6 protein-coding genes are annotated in these 4,048 nt (G+C 62.8%); 5 read left to right on the top strand and 1 reads right to left on the bottom strand.

Translation table 11 applies throughout. The features are described 5' to 3' along the window. The coding region (locus ACEW8G_RS06550; protein WP_373487632.1) for a PQQ-binding-like beta-propeller repeat protein at nucleotides 1–920 on the bottom strand (920 nt) is incomplete at its 3' end. Nucleotides 921–1,065: 145 nt separating this feature from the next. On the opposite strand from ACEW8G_RS06550, the gene ACEW8G_RS06545 reads away from it, so the two are divergent. The 5 genes from ACEW8G_RS06545 to ACEW8G_RS06525 all read left to right on the top strand — a co-directional run. Further along, nucleotides 1,066–1,443, top strand: a complete 378-nt coding sequence (locus ACEW8G_RS06545; protein WP_373487631.1) for a VOC family protein — start codon at nucleotides 1,066–1,068, stop codon at nucleotides 1,441–1,443. A gap of 12 nt (nucleotides 1,444–1,455) precedes the next feature. Next, nucleotides 1,456–2,289 (top strand): S-formylglutathione hydrolase, encoded by an 834-nt coding sequence (fghA, locus tag ACEW8G_RS06540; protein ID WP_373487630.1) that lies wholly within the window; start codon nucleotides 1,456–1,458, stop codon nucleotides 2,287–2,289. Nucleotides 2,290–2,409: 120 nt separating this feature from the next. After that, entirely contained in the window at nucleotides 2,410–2,613 is a 204-nt protein-coding gene (rpmI, locus tag ACEW8G_RS06535) for a 50S ribosomal protein L35 (protein WP_373487629.1), read from the top strand. A gap of 47 nt (nucleotides 2,614–2,660) precedes the next feature. Then, nucleotides 2,661–3,023 (top strand): 50S ribosomal protein L20, encoded by a 363-nt coding sequence (gene rplT, locus ACEW8G_RS06530; protein WP_373487628.1) that lies wholly within the window; start codon nucleotides 2,661–2,663, stop codon nucleotides 3,021–3,023. Between the two features lie 115 nt (nucleotides 3,024–3,138). Further along, nucleotides 3,139–4,048, top strand: a 910-nt coding sequence (locus tag ACEW8G_RS06525; protein ID WP_373487627.1) for a hypothetical protein, incomplete at its 3' end; no start/stop codon positions are given.

The following is a 4,048-nucleotide window of genomic DNA, read 5'->3' as shown; positions in this document are numbered from 1 at the left end:
GCATAGTCGCCGGTCTTCACCCGGATCGCGACAATCGACGACAGATACAGGTTGTCGCCGCCACCGGGCGAGCGATAGGCCTGATTCCACGGGGAGCCGTTGCCGACACCGATATACAGCAGGCCAAGATCGGGATCATAGGCCATTGCATCCCACACCGTGCCGCCGCCACCGATGTTCCAGTATTCACCCTTCCAGGTCTTTTCTGCCGCCTTGAGATGCGCTTCGCTGTTTGCGCCGGGGCGGTCGGGCACGGTGTAAAAACGCCACAGCTGCTTGCCGGTCGCCGCATCATAAGCGGAGACATAACCACGCACGCCAAACTCTGCGCCGCCATTGCCGATGATCACCATGCCATCGATCACGCGCGGCGCGCCGGTGATGGTGTATGCTTTGGTCTGGTCGACCGTGACCGTACTCCAGATTTCGCGCCCCGTGCCGCGATCAAGCGCCACCAACCGACCGTCGAGCGTGCCCAGAAACAGCATGTTGCCCCAGGCAGCGAGCCCCCGGTTGACAACATCGCAGCACGCCTTGACCCCGGTTTCGCCCGGCACCTTGGGGTCATAATCCCACAGGGGCTTGCCGTTGGTGGCATCGAACGCCTTGACCTTTGACCAGGCGGTGGTGACGTAAATCTTGCCGTCGATCACCAGCGGCGTCGCTTCCTGCCCGCGCGCGGTGTCCATATCGGCAAACCACGCGAGGCCAAGATCAGCGATGTTGCCAGTGTTGATCTGCTCAAGCGGGCTGTAACGCTGCTCATCATAGGTGCGACCGTGGCTCAGCCATTCCTCACCGGCGGCGGCGATGATTCGCGCGCCGTCGATGCCGCCCGCCGTATCGCTGGCCTCCCGGTCAGGCCCCGAACAGCCCGCGCCGAGCAATGCCGCGCATCCCATAATCACGCGTTTCAGCATCATGGCCACCCACTCTCCCGCTTAGGCCTTGACCTTGGCAGTCAATGGTCCTTGTTGTGCGCGGGCGATATTGTCTGGGGGCGGGCCGCTTGTCCATGCCCTCGTTAATCAGCCGGTTAAAAACACCAACGAAAGAGAGCGAGACATGTTTTCACACATCATGATCGGGACCAACGATCCTGACGCGTCCAAGGCTTTTTATGACGCAACGCTGGGTGCGCTCGGCGCGAAGCCCGGCATGGCCGACCCCAAGGGCCGGATCATCTATATGCATGGTGGCGGTCTGTTCATCATCACCCCGCCGATCAATGGCGAGCCAGCCTGCGGAGCCAATGGCGGCACCATCGGTTTTGCTGCATCGTCGCCCGAACTGGCAGATGCATGGCACGCGGCGGGGGTCGCCAATGGCGGCACTGCGATTGAAGACCCGCCGGGCGTGCGCGAAGGCAGTTTCGGCAAGCTGTATCTCGCCTATTTGCGCGATCCGGCGGGCAACAAGGTTTGCGTGATGCACCGGATGTAAGGCACTCACCAAATGAAAACGGTATCGACCACCCGCAGCCACGGCGGAACCCAGGGCGTTTACGCCCATGATTCGTCTGAAACCGGCACCGAGATGACCTTCTCGGTGTTCGTGCCCGATGCGCCCCCGGGCGCGCGGCTGCCGGTGGTCTGGTATCTCTCCGGCCTCACCTGCACCCATGCCAATGTCACCGAAAAGGGTGAGTTCCGCGCCGCGTGCGCCGAGCATGGCCTGATCTACATCGCGCCCGATACATCGCCGCGCGGCGATGATGTGCCCGATGACGAGGTTTATGATTTTGGCACGGGCGCGGGCTTTTATGTCGATGCGACGCAAAAGCCATGGGCGCAGCATTACCGGATGCGTAGCTACATCGAGCGCGAGCTGCCCGCGTTGATTGCGGCCAGGTTTCCCACCGCTGATATGGACGCGCAGGCGATCATGGGCCATTCGATGGGCGGCCATGGCGCGCTGACCATCGGGTTGCGCAACCCCAACACGTTCAGGAGCATCTCGGCGTTCTCGCCGATCGTTGCGCTAATGCAGTGTCCGTGGGGCCAGAAAGCGCTCGGCGGCTATCTGGGCGATGACCACAGCGACTGGCGCGCATACGACGCCTGCGCGCTGATCGAGGACGGCGCGCGCGTGCCCAACATTCTGGTCGATCAGGGCACGGCCGACGATTTTCTTGAAGAGCAGCTCAAACCTCAGCTACTGGCCGAGGCATGCGAGACGGCAGGCATCGCGCTCACGCTCAACATGCGCGAAGGCTATGACCACAGCTATTATTTCATCTCGACCTTCATGGCCGATCACCTCGCCTGGCATGCCGCGCGGCTGAAATAGCGCGTTGCGCTTGCATTCCCGCACGAATCCCGCTAACCGCACGCGCTTCCGATTGAGTGGGCTGGCTGGTAATGGGCTGCCATGTTCACTCGCTACGGACTTCCAGTGAAGGAGACCAAAATGCCCAAGCTCAAGACCAAGAGCGGTGTGAAGAAACGCTTCAAGATCACCGCCAACGGCAAGGTTAAGCACGGCGTCGCAGGCAAGCGTCACCGTTTGATGAGCCATAACGCCAAGTATATCCGCCAGAATCGCGGCACCGAGGTCATTTCTGACGCCGATGCCCGCACCATCAAGAAATGGGCGCCCTACGGTCTCGGCTGAGACCTGCATCGGCACCGATTTCAAGAGTTTAATCAAGGATATAGTTTATGGCACGCGTCAAACGGGGTGTTACCACCCGCGCCAAGCACAAGCGCATTTTAGAACAGGCGAAGGGCTATTATGGCCGTCGCAAAAACACCATCCGCGTCGCCCGTCAGGCGGTCGAAAAGGCAGGGCAGTACGCCTATCGTGACCGCAAGGCGAAGAAGCGCAACTTCCGCGCCCTGTGGATTCAGCGCATCAATGCCGCCACCCGCATGGAAGGCCTGACCTATGGCCAGTTCATCCACGGGCTGAAGCTCGCAGGCGTCGAACTGGACCGCAAAGTGCTGGCCGACATCGCGATGCACGAAGGCGATGTGTTCAAGACTCTGGTCAAGCAGGCACAGGATGCCCTGCCCCCCGCATAAGCGTGCGCGACCAGTTGCATAGCAAGATCAAGCGCCGGGAGCCGTTGCGGTTTCCGGCGCTTTGTCGTCGTTCGCGCCAGGAGCCGATATGCGCGCTATCGGTCCAGCCTGATTGATGCCGAAGCAGCCCGACCCAGCCGAGACATCCGCGCACCCTGACGATGATCAGCCTGTGCAGCCACGCGCCAGCCGACTGAAACGACTGCTGCTGTTGCTGCTGGGCATCATTGTCGTGCTGACCGCCCTGATGCTCAGCACTGCGCCCGCGGTTCCGCCTGCCAGCGCGCCAAATGCGGCAGATGTCACCGCCGCAAGTGATGCGCTCAAGGACCTGACCGATAAGGACACCCGGCGCGGGCAGCAGATCGCGCTGACGCTTGACCGCCAGCAGCTTGCCGGGATCACCGCGCTCGCCAGCCAGGCGTTGTCGCCCGCGCGTGTTACCGCGACGCTGGGGCCAGACAAAGACGCTCCCGAAAGCACAGCCGCGCTGACCGCGCACTACAGCCGCCCGCTGCTGCTCGGTCTGTGGGTCAATGTGCGCGCAGAGGTGCACGGGATGCAGGACGGCGTGCCCGATGTCACGGTACGCGTCGGGCGGCTGCCGCTGCCCCGCTGGCTGTCGCGCATGGCGATGCAAACGGCATGGGGCTGGGCACAGGATGACGCGCCCGATCCGTTGCCGCTCGACGAGGCGATCCGGTCGATAAGCGTGACCCACGATGCGATCCGGATGGTTCTGGTCTCTCCGGGGCGCGGCGCGGCGCTCGCCGGCCTGTCGCGAATCACCGGGAACACGGCTGACGGCGCTGCTGTTGCCACGCTGTATTGTGCGCTGGCCGCAACCGACACATCGGACTTTACCGTTCTGGTTCGCCACGCCTTTGCTATGCCAGTCACTCGAGGCACCAGCCCTGTCGACCACAACCGCAGTACCCTTATCGCCATCGCGATGGTGGCGGTGCCCCCCTATCGCGAGCGGCTGGCGGGCACGGCCTTGCCCGCGATCCGCGCATGCCCTGCGA

This window comes from Blastomonas sp. (genome assembly GCF_041747255.1).
GTDB lineage: Bacteria > Pseudomonadota > Alphaproteobacteria > Sphingomonadales > Sphingomonadaceae > Blastomonas.
Note: the sequence above shows the minus strand (reverse complement) of the source record. Positions and strands in the feature narration are given on the sequence as shown.